The organism is Hymenobacter sp. B1770 (assembly GCF_049896385.1).
GTDB lineage: Bacteria > Bacteroidota > Bacteroidia > Cytophagales > Hymenobacteraceae > Hymenobacter.
Window position 1 is genome coordinate 1 of record NZ_JAFCUF010000046.1, and the last position, 1,027, is coordinate 1,027.

2 protein-coding genes are annotated in these 1,027 nt (G+C 62.2%); both read right to left on the bottom strand.

Going from position 1 to position 1,027, the window contains the following annotated elements; all coding sequences use genetic code 11:
• A partial coding sequence (locus ACP7AJ_RS21355) for an ABC transporter ATP-binding protein (RefSeq protein ID WP_426062261.1) occupies positions 1-624 on the bottom strand: 624 nt, incomplete at its 3' end.
• Between the two features lie 208 nt (positions 625-832).
• On the bottom strand, positions 833-1,027 hold a 195-nt coding region (locus tag ACP7AJ_RS21360; protein WP_426062262.1), incomplete at its 5' end, for a LytR/AlgR family response regulator transcription factor.

The following is a 1,027-nucleotide window of genomic DNA, read 5'->3' on the forward strand; positions in this document are numbered from 1 at the left end:
CTGGTTGATGATGGCCATGTTGCGGCACAGTTCGCGCACGTCGTCCACGATGTGCGTGCTCAGAATCACGATGATGTTCTCGCCGATTTCGCTCAGCAGGTTGTAGAAACGGTTGCGCTCGCCGGGGTCGAGGCCGGCCGTGGGCTCGTCCACAATGATGAGCAGCGGGTTGCCGATGAGGGCTTGGGCAATGCCGAAGCGCTGCTTCATGCCGCCCGAAAACGTGCTGATGCTGCGCTTGCGCACGTCGTAGAGGTTGGTTTGCTCCAGCAGGGCCTTCACCGTGTCGCGCCGCTCGCCGCGGTGCACGATGCCCTTGACCACGGCCATGTGGTCGAGCAGGTCTTCGGCCGACACGCGCGGGTATACCCCAAACTCCTGGGGCAGGTAGCCCAGCACCCGGCGCAGGGCCATCTTATCGCCCAGCGCGTCGATGGCGTCGAGGTGGATGCTGCCGCTGTCGGGGGCCTGCAGGGTGGCAATGGTGCGCATCAGCGAGCTTTTGCCGGCGCCGTTGGGCCCGAGCAGGCCAAACATGCCCTGCGGAATGGTCAGGCTCACGTTGTCGAGGGCCTTCACCCCGTTGGGGTAAGTTTTCGACAGGTTTTTAATGGTCAGTTCCATGCGGGGCAGGGATAAGAGGGTGGTGGCGCGGCAGCTGCCACGCGCTTTTCTGAGACAAACATCCTCCGCTCCGGGCCGCCCCGCAAGGCACAATGAGTAAGTGGTCAGCCCTGGCGAGTATCCGGCACGCTTGACTTAGTTCTTCATGGCGAGAACACTGGCTGTCCCGCGTCCGGCTTCGGGCAGAAGTGGCCGAATGAATCTGACATCACGCCCCAAACCGCTTCATCAGCTCGTCCTTCTTGCGGCGCGACACTTCGATAATGGAGTCGTCGCTGAGCTGCACGTAGCCCCCACTGCCTTTGATGTAGCGCTTCACGTGGGCCGCGTTGATGAGGTGGGACTGGTGAATGCGGATGAAGCCGTAGTCGCTGAACAGCTCCTCGTATTCCTTGAGCGTGCG